Annotated in this window: 15 protein-coding genes and 1 tRNA gene; 5 read left to right on the plus strand and 11 right to left on the minus strand. The window is 60.1% G+C overall.

Going from position 1 to position 19,120, the window contains the following annotated elements:
* Positions 1 to 123 precede the first annotated feature (123 nt).
* From KIO76_RS00005 to KIO76_RS00015, 3 genes are all read right to left on the minus strand, one after another.
* Positions 124 to 522: a DUF6717 family protein gene (locus KIO76_RS00005; protein WP_213320868.1), complete on the minus strand. Its 399-nt coding sequence runs from the start codon at positions 520 to 522 to the stop codon at positions 124 to 126.
* Between the two features lie 371 nt (positions 523 to 893).
* A complete protein-coding gene (locus KIO76_RS00010) occupies positions 894 to 3,101 on the minus strand; it encodes a hypothetical protein (RefSeq protein ID WP_213320870.1) in 2,208 nt (735 codons plus the stop codon).
* A gap of 1,099 nt (positions 3,102 to 4,200) precedes the next feature.
* Positions 4,201 to 4,277: transfer RNA gene (locus KIO76_RS00015), tRNA-Asp, on the minus strand.
* 529 nt (positions 4,278 to 4,806) lie between these two features.
* On the opposite strand from KIO76_RS00015, the gene KIO76_RS00020 reads away from it, so the two are divergent.
* Both KIO76_RS00020 and KIO76_RS00025 read left to right on the plus strand, forming a co-directional pair.
* The gene (locus KIO76_RS00020; protein WP_110375364.1) at positions 4,807 to 5,061 is read left to right on the plus strand and encodes a con-10 family general stress protein; all 255 of its coding nucleotides are present in this window, start codon (positions 4,807 to 4,809) and stop codon (positions 5,059 to 5,061) included.
* 593 nt (positions 5,062 to 5,654) lie between these two features.
* A complete protein-coding gene (locus tag KIO76_RS00025) occupies positions 5,655 to 6,434 on the plus strand; it encodes an outer membrane protein (RefSeq protein ID WP_249729417.1) in 780 nt (259 codons plus the stop codon).
* Between the two features lie 164 nt (positions 6,435 to 6,598).
* Here the strand turns inward: KIO76_RS00025 and gmk are convergent, their stop codons facing one another.
* The 3 genes from gmk to mltG form a co-directional block, all read right to left on the minus strand.
* On the minus strand, positions 6,599 to 7,240 hold the full coding sequence (gene gmk / locus KIO76_RS00030) for a guanylate kinase (protein ID WP_213320874.1): 642 nt from the start codon (positions 7,238 to 7,240) through the stop codon (positions 6,599 to 6,601).
* Between the two features lie 4 nt (positions 7,241 to 7,244).
* Positions 7,245 to 8,132: a YicC/YloC family endoribonuclease gene (locus tag KIO76_RS00035; RefSeq protein WP_213320876.1), complete on the minus strand. Its 888-nt coding sequence runs from the start codon at positions 8,130 to 8,132 to the stop codon at positions 7,245 to 7,247.
* 231 nt (positions 8,133 to 8,363) lie between these two features.
* The gene (gene mltG / locus KIO76_RS00040; protein WP_502761824.1) at positions 8,364 to 9,719 is read right to left on the minus strand and encodes an endolytic transglycosylase MltG; all 1,356 of its coding nucleotides are present in this window, start codon (positions 9,717 to 9,719) and stop codon (positions 8,364 to 8,366) included.
* Between the two features lie 389 nt (positions 9,720 to 10,108).
* Between mltG and KIO76_RS00045 the strand changes: the two genes are divergently transcribed.
* The 3 genes from KIO76_RS00045 to KIO76_RS31510 all read left to right on the plus strand — a co-directional run bounded on the left by KIO76_RS00045 (position 10,109) and on the right by KIO76_RS31510 (position 12,979).
* Positions 10,109 to 11,032: an SMP-30/gluconolactonase/LRE family protein gene (locus KIO76_RS00045; protein ID WP_213324907.1), complete on the plus strand. Its 924-nt coding sequence runs from the start codon at positions 10,109 to 10,111 to the stop codon at positions 11,030 to 11,032.
* 113 nt (positions 11,033 to 11,145) lie between these two features.
* Positions 11,146 to 11,964, plus strand: coding sequence for an SDR family oxidoreductase (locus KIO76_RS00050; RefSeq protein ID WP_213320878.1), 819 nt, complete (start codon positions 11,146 to 11,148; stop codon positions 11,962 to 11,964).
* 451 nt (positions 11,965 to 12,415) lie between these two features.
* Complete coding sequence (locus KIO76_RS31510; protein WP_213320880.1) at positions 12,416 to 12,979, plus strand: transcriptional regulator; 564 nt, start codon at positions 12,416 to 12,418, stop codon at positions 12,977 to 12,979.
* Positions 12,980 to 13,274: 295 nt separating this feature from the next.
* Here KIO76_RS31510 and KIO76_RS00060 read toward each other — a convergent pair whose 3' ends face one another.
* The 5 genes from KIO76_RS00060 to KIO76_RS00080 form a co-directional block, all read right to left on the minus strand.
* On the minus strand, positions 13,275 to 14,345 hold the full coding sequence (locus KIO76_RS00060; RefSeq protein ID WP_213320882.1) for a BMP family ABC transporter substrate-binding protein: 1,071 nt from the start codon (positions 14,343 to 14,345) through the stop codon (positions 13,275 to 13,277).
* A 155-nt stretch (positions 14,346 to 14,500) separates the two neighbouring features.
* Positions 14,501 to 15,418, minus strand: a complete 918-nt coding sequence (locus tag KIO76_RS00065; RefSeq protein WP_213320884.1) for an ABC transporter permease — start codon at positions 15,416 to 15,418, stop codon at positions 14,501 to 14,503.
* Positions 15,415 to 16,494, minus strand: a complete 1,080-nt coding sequence (locus KIO76_RS00070; RefSeq protein WP_213320886.1) for an ABC transporter permease — start codon at positions 16,492 to 16,494, stop codon at positions 15,415 to 15,417. The genes KIO76_RS00065 and KIO76_RS00070 overlap by 4 nt, the downstream gene beginning before the upstream one ends.
* The gene (locus KIO76_RS00075) at positions 16,484 to 18,112 is read right to left on the minus strand and encodes an ABC transporter ATP-binding protein (RefSeq protein ID WP_213320888.1); all 1,629 of its coding nucleotides are present in this window, start codon (positions 18,110 to 18,112) and stop codon (positions 16,484 to 16,486) included. Before KIO76_RS00075 ends, KIO76_RS00070 begins: the two co-directional genes overlap by 11 nt.
* Positions 18,112 to 19,080 (minus strand): quinone oxidoreductase family protein, encoded by a 969-nt coding sequence (locus tag KIO76_RS00080; RefSeq protein WP_213320890.1) that lies wholly within the window; start codon positions 19,078 to 19,080, stop codon positions 18,112 to 18,114. The genes KIO76_RS00075 and KIO76_RS00080 overlap by 1 nt, the downstream gene beginning before the upstream one ends.
* Positions 19,081 to 19,120 lie beyond the last annotated feature (40 nt).

Below are 19,120 nucleotides of genomic sequence, written 5' to 3' on the forward strand. Positions count from 1 at the left end.
ATCGAACGCTGCCGCCGCCGTCTCCCGCTCGTCGAGGAGATACAGCCCACGCGCATTGCGTCTTGAACTCCCCCCAACATGTTGGGAAAGTATTCGCTTTAAGATCCCGCGGGCGGCAGAACCTCAAGAAAGCCAGCGCGCAGCCCAATTGCCCAGGAAGCTGCGCGAGCGAGTGGCGCGTTCTCGCTCTTTGATCTGGACATGGATCATGGCAGGGGGGCTGTCGAAATAACGCAGGAGGGCTGGACAAAGCCACCCCTCCTGCTGGAATTCGCGGCTGTAGTAGACGTTTCCGTCACCCTCAGCGCGGCGCCATTCCAACGTATACTGATGCCCGGGGAAAGCGGCGGCGGAAAAGACCATGACGAAGCCGCGCCCCGCGTCTGGAATGCTCGCGCTTGCGAAGTCGATCAAACTATCGGCGCCCGCGACGAAAGGCTCCTGCTTGAGACCGACCGCAGCGTCATCGAACACCCACATGCCGAGATGCTTGTAAGGCGCAATGACATTGATGCTGTTCATCCGTCCCTTCCCGTCGCCAGGATTATTCCACGAAGGCCAAGCAGCCGATCTATCGCCCCGGTCGATCGCAACGCCCGTAGCGGAACAGGCCGACTGCCAAGCCACGCCAAAACACTGGCGCTCGCTCTAGGCGAAAGAATGACGAGAAGACCTATAGGCGATCGCACCGAAGTTGTGCCCGGCAGGAGCCAAGCGTCGCCGCGCAGCTTGTCCGGATCCCGTGGCTTGAAAGGCCCGCCCACTGGCGACACGGCGCAAGGATACTGCGCAGTCACGCCTCTTCCTTAGAAATTCTCGACTCGAATAATTCGATAGCTATGAAAAGCACCTCCGCCCGAATGGCGAAGGTGCAGACTACCCGTTCAGATCCGCTACATCTGCTGCCAGATCGTTCCTGAGAAGTTAATTCGGCGGAATGTGACTGCCTGATGCTGCCCCAGGGTGATATTGGCTCCCGAGTTGCATCTAAGGCCATTCACATTGTGGGTTAGGATAATCGGCGAGGAGTTCGCGTTGCGGAGCGAAACCTCGACGCGTCCCTCAAGACTACAAGCCAACGTCGAAATAGTCGCTCCGCCAGAAACGTTCAACGCGATGTGGCGGCTGGTAATTTCGATGGAATTGCTTGTAACAGTGGTGATCTGAAGCTCAAATCGCGCTGCCGACAGCGAAAAGGCCGAGACTCCCATGACATCCAAACGCGCTTGCGGCGCTATATTACTCACCCAATTGTCGCCAATCCCCACCCTGCCATCGCGCGTGAAATGAATCATATCCACAAGAGATCCATCCGTCGGGTTCACGAACGAGTTCTCCACGCCTGCCGTTAAATAGGGAGATACGTCCCCGATAAGGGCACGCTGCCTAAAGCCGGTACGATATTCCCCGTCAACCAAGCCGTTGAAGCTTATAGTACCTAGGTAAGCCCCCCCTGCCACGTTAGACGGTGAGGACTTGGATCCAGACGCCCGATTAAGCGCCATTGTTGGCACAGCCTGAGTATTAGACCCTGCACCGGATACGCTGAGGATGCTTTGATCTGAGAAGGTGACTGAGCCACGTTCAGCCTCCAGAGTGTTTCCAAGGCTCAGAAGCGGCTCAAAGATATTATGAGACCCCTCCGGGGTCGCATCTACAAATTCTGCCTCCTCCGAATAGCATGCTCGATCGATCACACAGCGGAAAGCCTGCGGGCCTTCGCCAGTTGGAAACTGATTTCGATAGGTCCATTCAGTTTCGCCGTCGTACCATCTAGCTTGTTGGCTGTCAGGGAGCGCCGCATCATATTCCCAGCCTGCAGCAGACGGGCTTACGGTTCCATAGAAACCTGGAAGCGAGCTGGAATAGAACAAGTAGGAAGTTCCCTCACCATCATCCCAGTATGTCAGACTGTGGCCGGCCGGGGCGCCAGACTGCCATGGGAAGGTATCAGGGCTATTGCCTAAATAGAAATCAGAGCCGAGATTGTCCTCCGCTCGGCAAGCAACAAACGCCACGTTGCGCGCGATCCCGCCATAGCCGCTCCGTGCGTTAAATCCTTGGCCGGCAACCGGAGTTAAACCATCAGCCGTGGTGTGACCGCATCTCCTGGCAGTGCAGTTCACAAACGTATTGCTTCCTCCGTAAGACGAAAAGCCTGCTAAGCGAGGCCCATCTGCAGTCGCGTTCACTATGCGATGGTGGTGTCCGGTAACGGAAAAGCCGTTGTCGGCCGTACGTTGGGCTAGTGCATTCACCAGGGTCCAGTATGATGTACTATATGTCAGCCCCAGAGCTTCAAGCCCCAAGAAATAGGCCTGCTTTACAGTGATCCCATCATCATCCAGACCTACATAGTCCAAATATCGTCGATCCAGCAACCACTGAGTCATGGTTGACTCGTTATACTCCTTACGGAGATCATATACGGCAACGTCCTTGGCATAACCCGTTCCGTATACTCCGAATCCAAAACAATTTCTGATGTACGGATACAGTATTATCCTCGACGTTTTCTCGCCTTCAACGGAAATTCCCGCGCTGGTCATCTCTCTTGCGGTCAATCGAAGCGTAATATTATTGCAATTATCAAGTGATACGCCACCATTTCCATGATCTATCGTTACATCCAGATAACAATATGACGATTCGATCAGATCAATATTATATATATTCGTTCCGCCAGCCGCATCTCCGTGGGCCCCATAGAAATTAACACCCACAATCTTTACGCTAGATAGACCCGTTTCCTGGATAATACGCGATCCGGTAAAGCTAATAACGAAATCACTGTTAAACGACCTGAAATCCAGCCCATTGGGAATCGAAAGCATATTCGTGCCCATATTGACGGTCATCGCACGCGTCGCAATGAGCGGCCGATCCAGGGAAGCGGCGGCGTCGATCGCCTCCTGTAATTGACCTGCAGCCAAAAGAACGTTAGTTGGATCGGTAACATATTGCGACACATTGATCGCATCGCCCAGATAGCTCTTTACCGCTCGCGCGACCGAAAATCCATCGCCCATTACTTCGGAGTTTTCCAATTCAGTAGGATCTATTGGACACATCTGAACTTCCTTTATCGATTTGAGTAGCATCTGACTCAGAAATATTTATTTTGATATTCGAACAGCGGATTTATTGCTGTCACATCTCGCAGTGTGCACCATAGGCGGCTCACAGCCCCCCGCAGTCCTAGGACTGATTAGACGTCCCGTATCGCTTTTGGGCCGCACCTCGGCAGCATTCTCGAATTCGGCGACCAATGAGAACAAAATAGGAACAAAATTTTTTTTAGTCTGTGCGATTTCTCACAAATGCCTACTCGAAACGTCTCCATATGAAAGGCGGACCAAGCACGTTTGTTAGGTTCGCGGCGCCGTCAGATGCGCGGCAATGTTGTGATATTCTCGCTAGCTTCATGCTGCCGATACAAGGCCGGCTGGGACAATGAGCTCTCCACTGCATTGCGGGGCTGCCAGCATTAGGCCCGTGACAGGAACTCTGAACGAAGGGTGAGATCGCCTACTTGCAAGCCAGCGTGGCGCGAGGGCTCTGAGGGTTGGCGGCGCTCATGGCGATCGCGTGGGATAGCCAGCTCCGGTCGATGCGCGGAGGCTCACGGCGGGCCAACGATTCAGCGACGCCCTGGAGACGTGTTCTTCGTCAAGAGGGCAGAGACCAGCCGGCGCCGCCGCCGGCACGCTGGGCAGGCGCGCAACAGCCCTCCTCAATGCCTATGTTGGGGGGCTCGGATTCGATCTCCACAAGATATCGCCAATCTTCCGCACGCGCGGCTTTGATCCCGCTAGCAAGGGCGGCAGCCGTGTCCGCCCTCCCCTTATACAAAGGACCAGCTGAGGCGAGATTTCCGAATCGTTCGCACCCCCTTCGGCGAACACGACAAGCAGCAGCTTGCAGATGTGCGCAGGTCAGGAACAGTCGAGGCATTTTCGGGCCCCATCAGCGACCAGGCAGCATCAACCAAAATGGCCAATACACTGGCGGCGTCGTCACGCCTTCAGAAGACCCACAACCCGGTCAACTTGGCAGCCGTGCGGGACATGGATGCGGGAGGCGCGAAGGCCGGGCGAAGCTCCGGCAGAACAAAAGCCGCAGAAAGTGTAACGGCACCGGACGCAAAAGTGTAACGCGCGAGAGCACGTCTTTTATGCATTTGATTTTTAAGGATTAAGGTGGCGGGAGTGACGGGGCTCGAACCCGCGACCTCCGGCGTGACAGGCCGGCGCTCTAACCAACTGAGCTACACCCCCGTGGCAAGCCAGCAGCTCGCTGCGGTGTGAAGGGGTGATTAATGGGGCCCCTGCCCGCTGTCAAGCCGCCCTGTGGATATCTCATGGTGAATTGCGAAGCTCCAAACCAACCGGTTCATTAGCCGCCGTGGATTTGGCCGGAAAAAGGCGGCGACAAGGTCGCAAACCATCTTCAACGTCCGCCTCGCATTCACGCGGCAAGGCCACGATCTCAATATCTCATCGTGGAGAGGAGGACCGCGGCCCAGCACGGCACTGTCTCGTTCCTAAACAGATCCGAATCTGTCTTTTGGCGCCAACCGGAACGAATGGAATCGTAGCCGACAGTAGGTCCCCCAACGGAATACTACTAAAGGTTGCATCGCCTTAAGCACAGAACCGCGAGTTCGCTTTGCTGCGCTTCCTCCTCAAGCGGCCAGCCAAGTTGGACGAAGAGGAGCAAACGTAATCATGGCGGGAACCTCACCTAGCCCGACGCGTTTATTCCTCGACGTCGCCGAGCGGCGGGTTCAACGCTGAGGAGAGGCGAATGCCAAAAGAGAAATCATCGACCCGAGGCTTTGCCTCTATGGACGAGGCAAAACAGCGCGCAATTGCGTCGAAGGGCGGGCAAAGCGTGCCCAATGAGAAGCGCAGCTTCTCCCAAAATCGCGAGCTTGCCGCCAAGGCAGGGCGCAAGGGAGGTCGCAGCGTTCCGGATGAAAAGCGCAGCTTCTCGCAGAACCCGGACCTCGCGGCGCAAGCTGGGCGGAAGGGCGGGCAAGCTTCGCACAGCACGCGGTAGAGTTCGATCTTACTCAATGCCGGCGGGTCCTTCCCCGGCCAGCCTAGGTCCTTTGGAACTTACGTTTCCAGAGGGCACCCTGTGCACGAGCCAACACCCAAGGGAGAAACGGATGGGACAGCAACAAGCCCCTGGATCCCCTCGCAAGGGGACCGAGCGAAAAGAAACGACGCGCGCCGTCGAGGACAAACTCGACCAAAGCCTCGAAGACAGTTTTCCAGCCAGCGATCCGCCCAGCATGACGCGGGCTCCAGCGGACAAATCATCGACGAAATATCCACCGCCAACCGGTGCCGACCGTAAGACGCCAACACCAAACCCGCCGAAGCAGCACTGAATACCTACCGCCCCGGATTCGATTGTGTCCAGGATGCATCACTCCCGAGAGATGTATTCTGGTGGGCGATTATCCCGATCGTGCCATCCCCTCGCCGCTTTTTGCCCTTTTTTTGGCACATAACGATAGCTCATAAGCAGTTCTGTGAGGGTCGGGATTGCTTATCAGGATCAGCAGCATGAATTCCGGCTGCTGGTCTTCGTTGTATCGGGCTGTAAGCCCGCCCCACGCGCTTATGATATAAATGGAGTTGATCATGAAAGGCGCCACTTTTCTCGCAGCAGTCGCGGCATCCGCGGTCATAGCGAGCGCTGGGCTTGCGACTGGGGCCCTCGCTGCGGATCTCCCCTCTCGTACGGTGGCCCCGGTGGCCCCCGTTGCACCTATCGTGCCGATCTTCACATGGACCGGTTTCTACGTTGGTGTGAACGCCGGCTATGGCTGGAACACGAATAACAACGACAACAACGTTGTCTATGTCCCCGGCACCGGCTACATCGGCACCGGCAGCAGCGGCAGCGATGGCGGCTTCGTCGGTGGTGGCCAGATCGGCTACAACTACCAGTTCGGTCAATTCGTTGCGGGTGTCGAAGCCGACATCCAGTACGCGGACATGACGTCGAACAACAACAATGGCGCCTTCTATGCAGGCACGGGCTACATTGGCTCGCAGAGCAACGGCGTTGATTGGTTCGGCACCGTGCGTGCGCGTCTCGGCTTCGCCTTCGACCGCGCGTTGATCTATGGTACCGGTGGTTTCGCCTATGGCGGCGGAAACAGCAACGGCTATTACTACAATGGCTTGTACTACAAGAACGGCGACGACACCCGGACGGGTTGGACGCTCGGCGCTGGTGTTGAATACGCCTTCACCGACAACATCACCGCCCGCATCGAGGGTCTCTACGTGAACCTGGGCAAGAGCGGCAACAACGCCTACGTGTACGACGCAAACTACTTCAACGGTAGCAAGCGCAAGGACACGGAGTTCGGTGTGGTTCGCGCCGGTCTGAACTACAAGTTCTCGAGCTTCTGATCGAGAGACAATCCGGGCGCGGTCTTTGCGGCCAGCCGCCCGGACATATGAGAAAGCGGAGCGGTGCTTGCACCCTCCGCTTTTTTTGTCTGCACAAGCCCCGTCTGCTGCGGCCCAAAGAAGACCAAACGATCTGTTGCGCGCGTACCGCCTGAGTTTCAGGCTCAGCTCTCGCCAAGCAGCCCTTCCACGTAGGCTGGAAGGCCGATCCGGCGCTGGCGCTTCAAACGCTCGGCGGTCAGGATGGCGACAAGCTGCTTGAAGGCTTGGTTCAGATCGTCGTTGATCAGGACGTAGTCGTAGGCTTCCCACCGCGCAATTTCCGCGCGGGCATTTTCCAGCCGTCTGGCGATCACGTCAGCGGCGTCCTCGGCGCGGCGGTCCAGACGATTGCGCAGTTCGGCGAAGGACGGCGGGAGAATGAAGACCGTCACCACGTCGTCACGCATCTTCTCGACGATCTGCTGGGTTCCCTGCCAATCGATGTCGAACACCATGTCGTGCCCTTCCGCGAGGGCCTTCTCGACGGGCTGTCGCGGCGTTCCATAAAAATTACCGTGAACCTCGGCCCATTCGAGCAAATCGCCCCGGTCGCGCCGGAAGATGAACTGGTCCTTTTCAATGAAATGATAGTGGACGTCGCCCACCTCCGATGGACGCCGTGCGCGGGTCGTGACGGAGATCGACAGTTGCAGCTCAAGCTCTTTCTGCTCGATCAGGGTGCGGGTCAGCGTCGTCTTGCCGGCACCCGAAGGCGACGAAAGAATGAGCATCAAACCACGGCGGGAAATTTCAGCGGGAGCCATCTGCCTACTCGACGTTCTGGGACTGCTCACGGAACTGATCGATTGTTGCCTTGAGATCAAGCCCAATCGTGGTGAGCGACACGTCATTGGCCTTCGCACACAAGGTATTGGCCTCGCGGCCGAACTCCTGGGCAAGGAAATCGAGTTTGCGTCCGCAAGCACCACCCTCGGCGAGCAGCCCGCGGGCTGCCGCGACATGGGCCACCAAACGATCCAGCTCCTCGCGAATGTCCGCCTTAGCCGCGAGCAACGCGGCTTCCTGATGCAGGCGCGACGCGTCAAGGGTTTGGGAGGCCTCAAGGAGAAGCGCGACCTGCTCGGCGAGGCGCGCGCGGACCGCCTCGGGCTGCCGCGCCGGATTGGCCTCTGCGGCCGCGGCCGAGGCGCTGATCCGATCAAGCTGCTCGCTGAGAACCTCAGCGAGCGCTAGGCCCTCTTTCGCGCGGGCAGCAACGAGGCCATCAACGGCACGGACAAGGCCGGCCTTGAGATCAGCCGCAAGCGCTCCCTGAATCTCGGGCGTATCGTCCTCCACGCTCGCCTCGATCACGCCGCGAATTGCCAAAAGACCATCAAGCGAAGCAGGACGAATACCGTCGGGCAGTTCCACTCTGCTAATGGCGGCGAGCACCGCAGCAAGCGCCGCCTCATTGACGCGAAGGGTCGGCTCCGCCTCGACCTTGCTGACGACCAGGCCGACATGGCAGGTGCCACGCGTCACCGCTTTGGAGAGTGCAACGCGCGCTTCCTCGCCAAAGGCTTCAAACCCCATCGGTGTCTTGAGGCGTATATCGAGGCCGCGCCCGTTGACACTGCGAATTTCCCAGGCCCAGCGAAATGGCCCGCTGACACCTGTCTCGCGGGAAAACCCGGTCATGCTCGCAATTGTCATCGAACGATCCGCCTTCCTTATTCCGTCCGCGCAGCCTGCGAAGGCGGCACCTTACTCCATCAACAGATGATGTGTAGACGATTAGCGGAAAATACGACGGATTGACAACAAGATAGACCGACGGGCCCGAATGGGAGCGCTTGGCCTCGCTCTCCGTACGATTGTCGGCCAGCGGTCCGCCGATTCATGAGCCCCTGCAGCCCTCATGACCAAGGCGTGCGGCCCGCTCGATCAGCGCTTCAGGAGTGCCGGCGGCACCGTCTTCGGGGAATTCAGGTCGTACGTGGTGTTGCGAAGGGGATCGAAAGCCTTGCCCTCAGAGGCGTCGAAACCAGGTCCGTTGTTGCCCTGGGCGACAGTTCTCTGCACATCCCCGGCGCCACCCTGCAATGCGTCACCTCGGGTTTCGTCCTTCGGCGGCTCGATATGGTCCACTGCCGGCGTCGTTGCACGCCCACTTGCCTCGATCTGGCGCCACCGCGCGACATTGCGGTTATGCTGATCCAGCGTTTCTGCGAAGGCGTGGCCGCCCGTCCCGTCCGCAACGAAATAGAGGTCCTTGGTAGCCAATGGCTTGGCGACCGCCTCGAGTGCAGCGCGCCCGGGATTGGCGATGGGGCCTGGCGGGAGCCCATCGATAACATAGGTGTTGTAAGGCGTTGCCTGGGTAATTTCCGAGCGTTGGATGGGGCGTCCCAGCGTGCCCTTGCCCCCGACGAGGCCGTAAACGATCGTGGGATCCGACTGCAGACGCATCTTCTTTTGGAGCCGATTCAAGAAGACCCCAGCGACACGCGGACGCTCCTCAGCCTGCCCGGTCTCTTTTTCGACGATCGACGCCAGAACGACGAGTTGCTCAGGCGACGAAACCACGGGGCTTGGCGAGCGCGCCTGCCACACCTCTTGCAGTGTCCTCTGCTGATCGGCCATCATCTTGTCGAGAATTTGCCGGCGCGATGTGCCGCGGGGCACCCGATAAGTCTCAGGCAGGAGACTGCCCTCAGGCGGAATGGTCTTGATCTCGCCGGTTAGGAGATCGTTTTCCATCAGCCGTGCCACGATCTGCTCGCTTGTCAGCCCTTCAGGCACCGTGATGGGATGAAGCACGCTCTTGCCCGTCACCATCACGTCCATGACGTCCTTGAGGCTCGAGCGCTGCTTGAACAGATATTCGCCGGCCTTGATATCGTCTTTCACGCCATAGAGATGCAGGCCGACCACGAACATCAGGGGGTTTGAGATAACCCCCTCCCGCTCCAGCGTCTGGGCAACCGTCTGGCTGCCACCCCGCACCGTAATGATCTTGTCTTCCTGCAGGGGGCCGGGCAGCTGGTACTCGAGCCGCCCGATATAGAAGGCCCCACCGACGACAACGGCCGCGACAAGAAGGAAGGTTAAGGCCCCACTCAAGCGTGACAGGGGACCACTGCGTCGGCGTTCACGTCGAATCTGCGGCGGAGGCGGAGGTGCGGCCATAGGCTTGATCGATTCGCTTGGGCTACGGGGAGCGATGCGCAGGGCCCGCATGGGCGCAGACAACGGCTTAGACCGGGGTTGGCGATCGTCCTTGCGATCATCGCTGTTCATGCGGAGGCTCTGCTCTTCCTCAAGCGACGGGCCTCACGCCCGACGACCAAACTACCGAAAATTGTGGCGAAAGCGCGCCTGTCCCTCGCCAATTAGTAACGGCAGGGGCAATGACGTCCAACTTGCAGGGCCCATCGGGCCCCGACTCCGATCGCCATCTGTCAACAGATAGTACCTGTCCTTGCAGCGACGATCAATTCCGATGGCCTTTCCCGCCGCTGCGCATGCATGTGGCGCACATATTTTCGACAGCACGCGAAACAAACAGTGGAAGGAGTTGCACCCTGCCACATTGGCCGCGATACCTATTGGGCACAGATCAGATGTCGTTGATCAGCCTGGCGCTCGAGCGGCAGGCAATCGCAATGCGGCGCAAAAAGGGGGAGTTGATGCTGACAGCAGCTTTTGAAGTTCTCGACGAGCGTTTCGAGTCTCTCGTCCTTGGCAATGTGCATCTTGAAAAGCTTTGGACCGGCAGCCGCTGGGCCGAAGGCCCGGCCTATTTCCCTGCAGGGCGTTATCTGGTGTGGTCCGACATCCCCAACGACCGCCTGATGCGCTTCGATGAAACCGACGGTTCGGTCTCCGTCTTCCGGGCACCGGCCAACAACGAAAACGGCCACACGGTCGACCGCGAAGGGCGTCTCATCTCCTGCGAGCATCGGGGGCGATGTGTGTCACGCACCGAGCACGACGGAAGTCGTACCGTGCTCGCCAGCCACCACGAGGGCAAGCGCCTGAACTCGCCCAACGATGTCGTTGTGAAATCGGACGGCAGTATCTGGTTCACTGATCCGACCTACGGCATTGATTCTGAATATGAAGGCGATGCAGCCCCATCGGAAATCGGCGGGTCGCACGTCTATCGCCTCTCCACGGACGGCCGACTCACTGCGGTGGGTACTGATTTCGTGAAGCCGAACGGCCTCGCCTTCTCCCCGGACGAGCGCGTGCTCTATGTCGTCGATACCGGCGCCACCCACGTGAAGAATGGCCCGCGCCACATCAGACGCTTCGCCGTCTCTCCTGAAGGCACGCTCTCTGGAGGCGAGGTCTTCGCGACAGCGACTGTGGGGCTGTTCGATGGCCTGCGCCTCGATACCGCCGGCCATATCTGGACGAGCGCAGGTGACGGCGTGCATTGCTATCACCCTGACGGCACGCTCATCGGCAAGATCAAGGTCCCAGAGGTGGTAGCCAACCTCTGCTTTGGCGGCCCGAAACGCAACCGGCTTTATATTTGCGCCACAACCTCCCTCTACGCTGTTTATCTCCGCGCGCAAGGCGCGCTGCGACCCGACGCCCCGCGATGAAGCAATCACGGCTGCCTTGGCAGCCGTGATTCGCAAGCCCCGGAGGCGATAATTAGCATTGCTAAGTATCGACCGCGCACAGCGAATCAACCCGCACACAGTTTGGACAGTCGATGAAATCCACCCCACAGCGCCTGAAAGATCGCTTTGCCCTGATCACCGGCTCCTCGCGCGGCATTGGCCGCGCCGTCGCCATACAATACGCCCGCGAGGGAGCAACGGTCGCCATCAACGCCGTCTCCCACGGACAGGCTGCGGAAGAGACCCTGGCTTCGGTCCAGGCGGCGAGCGCGGAGGCCGGGTTCGGCGCTCGTGATCACCGAGTGGTGCTGGCCGACGTCGGATCGAGCAGTGCCGTCGAAGCGATGATAGCCAGCCTTGTCGCAGGATGGGGACGCCTGGATATTCTCGTCAATAACGCGGGCATCCAGGCGCCAGCGCCGAGTGACACGGTCAGCGACGCGGATCTCCAGCGAATCCTCGGCGTCAATCTTCTCGGTGCAGCTTACTGCGCGCGCAATGCCATACATCATTTCCTGTCCAGGCCAGGAGGCGGCATTGTCATCAACACCTCCAGCGTCCACCAGATCATTCCCAAGCCGACCTATCTTGCTTATTCGATGAGCAAGGGGGGCATGGCCAACCTCACGCGCACACTGGCGCTGGAATTCGCGGACAAGAATGTGCGGGTCAACGCAGTAGCCCCCGGCGCCATCACGACCGACATCAATGAGGCCTGGGTGGACGATCCCCAGAAGAGAGCAGACGTCGAGCGCCATATTCCTATGGGCTACGCAGCGAGCTCCGAGGAAATTGCCCCGGTTTTTGCTTTTCTGGCGTCGGACGAGGCCCGTTACATCACCGGGCAGACCATTTATGCCTGCGGCGGTCTGACGCTGTTCGGGGACTTCAAGACGAACTGGTCGTCATAAATCTGAAAAATTCGGTGATCCTTGCGCATTGTAAGCCATCCGCCTTGAGCAGGACAGCCATGCGTCTCACGGGCAGCAACTGCGTAGACACAGGTGATCCAACAACAGCACCGAGGTGATTAACGTACGATGGCGCATGTCGTTTTTTAGAACGCCGCATAACTGCGCGGCGCGCCCGCTCGCACGCCTCGGCAACTCCGAATGCATCGAAAATATCGATTAACGGTACCATAGTAATCAGAAGTAACGCCTCTCCGTATCCGTATAGCGGTTACGCTACGAGCGCACGCCGACTTGCCACGATTGGCTTTCGCCGATATATGAACCTACATACAGCTTGTTCAGCTGGTCAGCCTAGCACTTGAATTTGCTGGGAGATTTCCAGAGCTTGATCTGGACTAATTGGTTTGGGGGGAGGCTCGCGCGTAGGTAAACAAATGGATTCCGATGAATGGCTGGCAATAAAAGCCTAAATGATGAGGCTCTGGAATTACGACGTCGTGGCGGACGTTGGCTGAAGTCACTTCGTGAAAGCGCCGGTCTTTCGCAGCGGGATTTCGCGCGGCTGATCGATATTGAATATTATACTTTCATCTCGCAGATCGAGATTGGACGCGGCCGGATTCCAACAGAGAAATACGCCGTGTGGGCGAAGGCGCTCAATGTCGATGTGAACGAGTTCATCGTCCAAGTTCTCCAGTATTATGAACCACTTATCTATAAGCACCTCTTTTCGGGCTCGGCGAGCAGAACCCTGGCCCCGGCTTCTGCAGAAGCCAGAATCGACCAGGACAAGTATCTGGCGCTGAAAAACGAAATCCGCGAGCTGCAGCGTCTCCTCGGCAAGAAGACCCTTGAGAACGAGCTCCTGCGTGAGAAGCTCTCCCAACGCAACATCGGTCTACCGCAGATGGTCAGCCCGGCGCCTGGATTGGCAGTCGCGGACAATGACGCCACCAAGATTCCGGACGACAGCCGGGACATGGCACAACGCTTGGAAGACACGAGCGCCTGAGGCCTACGAGGCGCCCTCCACGGCGCTGCCCGCATGCGCCTCGGCCGGCCAGCATCAATTCACTGGCTTTGGAAGAGGCACCACGAGGCGCTAAGGACAGGCCCGCCCGGGCTTCGGCGGCACGAGAGCGGCCCGTCGTCGGGATCGCTCTCTCGATGCGACGACGCGGGCCCAGGAGGGGCCATCCCGAACGTGCCTACGAGAAAGGCCAGCCTGCCGGGCTGGCCTTTCTTGATTCCGATATCCTGCAATGGATGCACTAGGGCATGCGTCCGCTGGATGACGGACAAACAGCCTACTGAGGCAGCTTGTCGTCAATGCCCTTGACGAAAAAGTTCATGCCGAGGATCTGCTCGTCCGACAGAGCCTTGCCGCCCTTGCATTCCACTTCCGAGCCGTCCTGCTTATAGACGGGGCAGGCGAACGGGTTAATAGCGCCGGACTTGATGCCCTCTTCCGTCTCCTTGGCGAACTTCACGACGTCCTCGGGCATGTTGGCGTAAGGCGCCATCCACACCATGCCTTCCTTCATACCGCCCCAGACGTCCTGTGACTTCCAGCTTCCATCGAGGGCTGCCTTGACCCTGTCGATGTAATAGTCGTCCCAATGGTCGACGACGGCTGTCAGCTGCGTCTTGGGCGCGAAGCGCGCCATATCGGAAGCTTGGCCGAAGCCGAGCTTGCCGCGCGCTTCGGCCGCCTGCAGAGGCGCCGGGCTGTCGGTGTGCTGGGTAATGACATCCACCCCCTGATCGAGCAGCGCCTTGGCGGCATCGGCCTCCTTGCCCGGATCATACCAGGTATTGGCGAACACAACCTTCAACTTGATGTTGGGATTGACGGATTGCGCGCCGAGAAAATAGGCATTCATGCCGGCCACGACCTCGGGGATCGGATAGGCGCCGACATAGCCGATTATGCCTGATTTCGACATCTTGGCGGCGATACGGCCCTGAACGAAGCGCCCCTCGTGGAACTTCGCGCCATAGGTCGACACATTCGCGGCCCGCTTGTACCCGGTCGCATGCTCGAAGCGCACTTTTGGATATTTCCGCGCGACCTTCAGCGTCGGCTCCATGAAGCCAAAGGAGGTCGTGAAGATGAGATTGTGGCCGGTACGCGCCAGTTGCTCGATAGCCCGCTCGGAGTCAGCCTCCGGCACGCTTTCCACATAGGTGGTCTCAACCTTATCGCCGAGAGCCTTCTCGACTGCTTTCCGGGCCACATCATGCTGGTAGGTCCAGCCGTGATCCCCAACCGGCCCCACATAAATGAACCCGACTTTGAGCTTCTCCTGCGCCGAGGAGGAAACCGGCGAAAGGCCAAGCGCGAGCGCCGCCAAGGCCAATGACATCAATTGCTTCATGAGGGAGCCGTCCCCTGATCGCGAGCTGGAAATGATTGCGGGACACTACATGCGAGCCTCGTGCCACACAATTATTGATGCTGGCAGTCATGGTACCGGGCTCGGCAGAGGCGGGACTTTCCCCAGCTCTTGCGATGCTCACCGCTTCCTGCAGGTCATCTATCGGGCGCGAAAGGTTGGCCAAGCGAGCCCGGCGCCGCCGTCGCCCCCTTCCGGCGAAGCGACAGCAGCACGAGCGCGACGATGGTGGCGAGATAGGGCAAGGCCGCGAGCGCCTGGGAGGGCAAGCCGAAGCCGGCGGCCTGGGCATGGAGCTGCAATACTGTCGCCGCGCCGAATAAATAGGCACCGATGAGCAGGACACCGGGCCGCCAGCCGGCAAAAACGACAAGGGCCACAGCGATCCATCCCCGCCCGGCCGTCATCCCCGGCGACCAGAAGCGCGTATAGACGAGCGACAGATAGACCCCTGCGAGCCCGGCCATGGCCCCGCCAAAGAGGATAGCGATGAGACGCGTCTTGATGACTGGTAGTCCAAGTGCGTGGGCGGAACCCTGATTTTCGCCGATCGCCCTCAAGCTCAGTCCAGCGCGGTTGCGCATCAGGAACCAGGCGACCGCGATGGTCGCGGCGAGCGAGATATAGACGAAGGCGTCCTGGCCGAAGAACAGGCGCCCGACGACGGGCAGATCCGTCAGCACCGGCAGGCTGAGATGCGCGATCACGTCCCGCTGTGCTCCGACGAAAGGCTGGCCGATCAGCCCCGAGAGCCCAAGTCCTAGGATCGTCAGGGCAAGCCCCGCCGCGACCTGATTGACGGCCAGTCCGAGGACGGCGATCGCGAAAACGAGGGCGAGAACCATCCCGGCAAGAATGCCGCACAGGATGCCAGCGATGGTCGAATCGAACGTCACAGCGCCGGCGAAACCGCAGGCGGCTCCCATCACCATCATGCCTTCGACGCCAAGGTTCAGCACCCCTGCCCGCTCCACCACGAGCTCACCGAGCGCGGCAAGCAGCAGCGGAGTCGAGGCCGTGACGATGGTGAGAAGGATGGCTTCGAAAATGGTCATGCAACCGCCCGACGGCCCGCCGAAATGCGCAGGCGATAGGTGACGAGGGAATCAGCGACGAGAATGGCGATCAACAGGATGCCCTGAAAAGCCCGCGTAAAATCGAAGGGCACGCGCAGAGCGATCTGCGCCGCTTCGCCGCCGAGAATGGTGAGCGCCATGGCAAGGCTTGCGACCAGGATGCCAATGGGGTCCAGCCGGCCGAGAAAGGCAACGATAATAGCGGTAAATCCATAGCCCGGTGAGATGCTTGGCTTGAGCTGACCTATCGAGCCGCTCACCTCGATAACACCCGCCAATCCCGCGAGCCCGCCAGATATGGCAAAGACCGCGAGAGCCGTCGCGGCGGGCGAAAACCCGGCAAAGCGCGCGGCTCGCGGCGCCTCACCCGTAACGCGCAAGCGATAGCCGAACAGGCTGAAGCGCAGGATGAAGGCCGCAGCAACGACAACCACAACGGCGATCGCAACGCCCGCATGCAATGTCAGGTCTCCGCCAAGCATCGGAAGCGTGGCAGAAGGATCGAAGGTCACGGTCTGGGGGAAATTGAACCCCTTTGGATCGCGCCAGGGGCCGCGGACGAGATAATCGAGCCAGTACTCCGCGACATACACGAGCATGAGGCTCGTCAGGATCTCACTGACCCCAAATGCCACTTTCAAACCCGCAGCGATCAGCGCCCAGAGCGCGCCGCCCACGATCCCGGCCAGCAGCATCGCCGGCAACACCCAAACGCCCGCATCGCTGCCATGGGTAACCAGCGCAACCCAGCCGCCGCACAACGCGCCGACGACATACTGCCCCTCGGCGCCGATGTTCCAGAGATTGGCCCGGAAGCAGAACGAAAGGCCAACAGCGATGATGACCAGCGGAGTCGCCTTCAGGGCCAGTTGCTGGAGCGCCCACGCGTCCGACAGGGACTGCACGACATAGACGTCGAAAGCTCCAACGGGCGAGCGCCCCATGGCGGCCAGAATAAGGCCTCCGATGAGGAAGGAAACTGCAAGTGCCGCAAGGGGGGCAAGAATGCGCGCCACAGGCGAGATATTGCGACGCGGCAGAAGTTCAATGCGCATGCGTCGAACCCTTTCGCGCCGAGTCCCTTTCCCCCGCATGTCCCCTGTCGCGGGCATGCTCCTTGTCGCCGGCACGCTCCCCTGCGCCGGCCATCGCAAGGCCGATCGCCTCGCGCGTCAGTTGCGAAGTGGGTTCCGGCACGGTGAGCTCGCCGGCATGGATGACGGCAATGCGGTCGGCGATCTCGAAAAGCTCGTCGAGGTCCTGGCTGATGACAATGACCGCCGAGCCCTTGGCCGCTAGGTCGATCAGTGCCTGGCGCAGGGTCGTCGCGGCGCCGGCGTCGACCCCCCAGGTGGGCTGGTTGACCACGAGGACGGCCGGGTCCCGCAAGATCTCGCGGCCCATGACGAACTTCTGAAGATTGCCACCCGAGAGGGTCTCGGCACGCGGGTCGACACCCTCCTTGCGGACGTCGAAGGCCTTGATGATGCGAGCGGCCCATCGGCGTGCGAGGCCGACATGGATAACCCCGCCGGTCACGAAGCCGTCCGCGCCATGCAGCGACAAGAGGGTATTTTCGCCCAGCCGGTGCGACGGCACGGAACCATGGCCGAGGCGCTCCTCGGGCACGAAGGCTCCGCCCCGGTCACGCCGGGCGGTGATGCCGCGGTGCCCGACCGCCTCACCATCGAGGAGAATGGCGCGGTCGTCGCAAAGACGCTCGCCCGAGAGCGCGGCGAAGAGTTCGCTCTGGCCATTGCCGGCCACGCCGGCGATACCGACGATCTCGCCTCCCCGCACGCTGAGCGCAATGTCTCGAAGATCGATGCCGTGCGGCTCCTCGGAAGGAAGCGACAAGCCCGTCACGACCAGGCGTTCAATGCTCATATCATGGGCAGGGGCCGGCTTCACGTCCCCGATTTCGGCGCCGACCATCAACCCGGCGAGATGCCGCGCCGAGACAGAGGATGGATCGAGCGTCGCCACGACCCGCCCGGCGCGCAGCACAGTCGCGCGGTGGCACAGCCGCCGCACCTCTTCCAGCCTATGAGAGATGTAGAGGATGGCGCAACCACGCGCGGCCAGCCGGTGCAACGTGCCGAAAAGGTCCTCCGCCTCCTGCGGCGTGAGAACCGAGGTGGGCTCATCGAGGATGAGCAGCTGCGGGTCCTGCAACAGACACCGCACGATCTCGATGCGCTGTCGCTCTCCTGCTGACAGGGTCCACACGGGCCGGTCGAGATCGAGCGCGAGATCGAATGTATCCCCGAGCTCGCCGATCCGGCGGGCGATGGTGTCGAGCGAGAGCTCAGGCGACAGCGCCACCGCGACATTCTCGATGACGCTGAGATTATCGAAGAGCGAAAAGTGTTGGAACACCATGCCAATGCCGAGCGCCCGCGCCGCCATTGGTCCATCGAGCGCAACAACTTCGCCCTTCCAGCGGATCTCGCCGTGCGTCGGTTCAATCAGTCCATAGAGGATTTTGACGAGCGTGGATTTCCCCGCGCCATTCTCGCCGAGCAGCGCATGAATCTCACCCGACCCGATGGTGAGATCCACCGCATCATTGGCAAGGAGTTCCCCGAAGCGCTTCGTGATGCGCTCCAATGAAACGAGCGAAGACGACGAGGATTGCGGGAGGCCGTCGGTAAGCGACGGCGCGTCCTCCATCACGGCAGCAAAACCGTCGCGCCAGTGGTCGTCCGGCTCTCCAGAGCCCGGTGCGCGGCTTCCGCGTCGGCCAGCGCGTAACGCTTCTCTATCCGCACCTGGACCGCACCATTTTGCACCACATGGAACAGGTCTGCCGCCATGTCGACGAGATCAACACGCCGGGCGATGTAGGCGTTCAAAGACGGACGCGTCGCGAACAATGATCCCTTCTGCGCCAGGATATTGATGTTGAACGCATCGATCTGCCCAGAAGAAGACCCGAAGCTGACGAACATTCCGAGTGGCGCGAGACAATCGAGCGAGGCCGGGAATGTCGCCTTGCCGACACCATCATAGACGACCGCGCAGCCTTGGCCGTTGGTGATTTCCTTGACCCGTTTCGCGAAGTCCTCTTCGCGATAGAGAATGACGTGGTCGCAGCCATGGGCTTTGGCGATCTCGGCCTTGTCCGGCGATCCGACAGTGCCGATGACGGTTGCACCAAGGTGCTTCGCCCACTGTGTCGCAATGAGGCCGACGCCACCCGCCGCCGCATGGAACAGGATGGTCTGCCCCTCTTCCACCTTGAAGGTTCGCCGCAGCAGATATTGCGCGGTCAGGCCCTTCAGCATGATGGCTGCGGCCGTCTCGAAATCGATGGCTCCCGGCAGCCTCACGAGAAGCGATGCGGGAACGAGCCGCTCCTCGGAATAGGCTCCGATGGCGCCCGCATAAGCCACGCGATCGCCCGGAACGAACTCGTCGACCCCCTCGCCCACGGCAACGACTTCGCCAGCTCCCTCGGAGCCGGGAATGAAGGGTGTCTGGAGAGGATAGAGTCCGCTGCGGTGATAAACGTCGAGGAAGTTAAGGCCTATGGCCAGTTGGCGAATCCGCACCTCACCCGGGCCGGGCTGCCCGACCTCGACATCCTCAAAACGCAGGGTCTCGGGCCCGCCCTGGGCGTGAACGCGTATGGCCTTCATGATCAACTCCTTATGGCGCGCGCATGTTAGCTATGCAAGT

The organism is Chelatococcus sp. YT9 (genome assembly GCF_018398315.1).
Lineage (GTDB): Bacteria > Pseudomonadota > Alphaproteobacteria > Rhizobiales > Beijerinckiaceae > Chelatococcus.

Bases quoted from the DNA above. Each gene is read 5' to 3' on its own strand.
- KIO76_RS00005 (WP_213320868.1), bottom strand. From the start codon at position 522: ATGAACAGCATCAATGTCATTGCGCCTTACAAGCATCTCGGCATGTGG.
- KIO76_RS00010 (WP_213320870.1), bottom strand. From the start codon at position 3,101: ATGCTACTCAAATCGATAAAGGAAGTTCAGATGTGTCCAATAGATCCT.
- KIO76_RS00020 (WP_110375364.1), top strand. From the start codon at position 4,807: ATGCCAAAAGAGAAATCATCGACCCGAGGCTTTGCCTCTATGGACGAG.
- KIO76_RS00025 (WP_249729417.1), top strand. From the start codon at position 5,655: ATGAAAGGCGCCACTTTTCTCGCAGCAGTCGCGGCATCCGCGGTCATA.
- gmk (WP_213320874.1), bottom strand. From the start codon at position 7,240: ATGGCTCCCGCTGAAATTTCCCGCCGTGGTTTGATGCTCATTCTTTCG.
- KIO76_RS00035 (WP_213320876.1), bottom strand. From the start codon at position 8,132: ATGACAATTGCGAGCATGACCGGGTTTTCCCGCGAGACAGGTGTCAGC.
- mltG (WP_502761824.1), bottom strand. From the start codon at position 9,719: ATGAACAGCGATGATCGCAAGGACGATCGCCAACCCCGGTCTAAGCCG.
- KIO76_RS00045 (WP_213324907.1), top strand. From the start codon at position 10,109: ATGCTGACAGCAGCTTTTGAAGTTCTCGACGAGCGTTTCGAGTCTCTC.
- KIO76_RS00050 (WP_213320878.1), top strand. From the start codon at position 11,146: ATGAAATCCACCCCACAGCGCCTGAAAGATCGCTTTGCCCTGATCACC.
- KIO76_RS31510 (WP_213320880.1), top strand. From the start codon at position 12,416: ATGGCTGGCAATAAAAGCCTAAATGATGAGGCTCTGGAATTACGACGT.
- KIO76_RS00060 (WP_213320882.1), bottom strand. From the start codon at position 14,345: ATGAAGCAATTGATGTCATTGGCCTTGGCGGCGCTCGCGCTTGGCCTT.
- KIO76_RS00065 (WP_213320884.1), bottom strand. From the start codon at position 15,418: ATGACCATTTTCGAAGCCATCCTTCTCACCATCGTCACGGCCTCGACT.
- KIO76_RS00070 (WP_213320886.1), bottom strand. From the start codon at position 16,494: ATGCGCATTGAACTTCTGCCGCGTCGCAATATCTCGCCTGTGGCGCGC.
- KIO76_RS00075 (WP_213320888.1), bottom strand. From the start codon at position 18,112: ATGGAGGACGCGCCGTCGCTTACCGACGGCCTCCCGCAATCCTCGTCG.
- KIO76_RS00080 (WP_213320890.1), bottom strand. From the start codon at position 19,080: ATGAAGGCCATACGCGTTCACGCCCAGGGCGGGCCCGAGACCCTGCGT.